Consider the following 1133-nt stretch of genomic DNA (forward strand, 5'->3'; position numbering starts at 1 on the left):
GGAAGGTGATGTTCCGTAGTTGCTGGAGGGCGGGGTGGCGGCGGCGGAGCCGGTTGAGGGTGGTGATCAGGGGGGTGAGGGTGTCGGGGCCGCTCCAGTCGCGGGGCCGCAGTTCGTACTTCTCGGAGTGCAGGTACTCCTCGGAGCCGGGATGGGCGGGCTGGTTCTCGCAGAGTTCGTAGCCGGCGTAGATACCCCAGGTGGGGGCGAGGGTGGCGGCGAGGGCGGCGCGGACGGCGAAGGCGGCGCGGCCGCCGGTCTGCAGGTACTCGGGCAGGATGTCGGGGGTGTTGGCGAAGAAGTTGGGGCGCATGTACGCGGCCGCGTCGCCGGCCAGTTCGGTGAGGTACTCGGTGAGTTCCCGCTTGGTGTTGCGCCAGGTGAAGTAGGTGTAGGACTGGTGGAAGCCGATCTTGCCGAGGGTGTGCATCATCGCGGGGCGGGTGAAGGCCTCGGCCAGGAAGAGCACGTCGGGGTCGGTGCGGGCGATGTCGGCGAGGACCTTCTCCCAGAAGAGGACCGGTTTGGTGTGCGGGTTGTCGACACGGAAGATGCGCACGCCGTGGGCCATCCAGTGGCGCAGGACGCGCAGGGTCTCCTTGACCAGGCCGTCGAGGTCCTGGTCGAAGTTGACGGGGTAGATGTCCTGGTACTTCTTGGGCGGGTTCTCGGCGTAGGCGATGGTGCCGTCCAGGCGGTGGCTGAACCACTCGGGGTGTTTGTTGACCCAGGGGTGGTCGGGGGAGCACTGGAGGGCGAAGTCGAGGGCGACCTCCAGGCCGAGGGCGGTGGCCTCGGCGACGAAGTGGTCGAAGTCCTCGATGGTGCCGAGGTCGGGGTGGACGGCGTCGTGGCCGCCTTCGGGTGAGCCGATGGCCCAGGGGGAGCCGACGTCGTCGGGGCCGGCGGTGAGGGTGTTGTCAGGGCCCTTCCGATAGGCGCGTCCGATCGGGTGGATCGGGGGCAGGTAGACGACGTCGAATCCCATGGCGGCGATGGCGGGGAGGCGTTCGGCGGCGGTGCGGAAGGTGCCGGAGACCGGTGGGAGGTTGCCGTCCGGGTCCACCACCGCGCCCTCCGAGCGCGGGAAGAACTCGTACCAGGACCCGAACAGCGCCCGCTGCCGGTCCACC

The 1133-nt window shown here is 69.4% G+C and carries 1 pseudogene; it reads right to left on the reverse strand.

The window, feature by feature from the left end:
* Positions 1-1133, reverse strand: a pseudogene (locus ABD369_RS40665) (alpha-1,4-glucan--maltose-1-phosphate maltosyltransferase); the annotation flags it as partial.

Origin of the sequence: Kitasatospora cystarginea (genome assembly GCF_039533515.1) — a bacterium.
GTDB classification, from domain to species: Bacteria; Actinomycetota; Actinomycetes; order Streptomycetales; family Streptomycetaceae; genus Kitasatospora; species Kitasatospora cystarginea.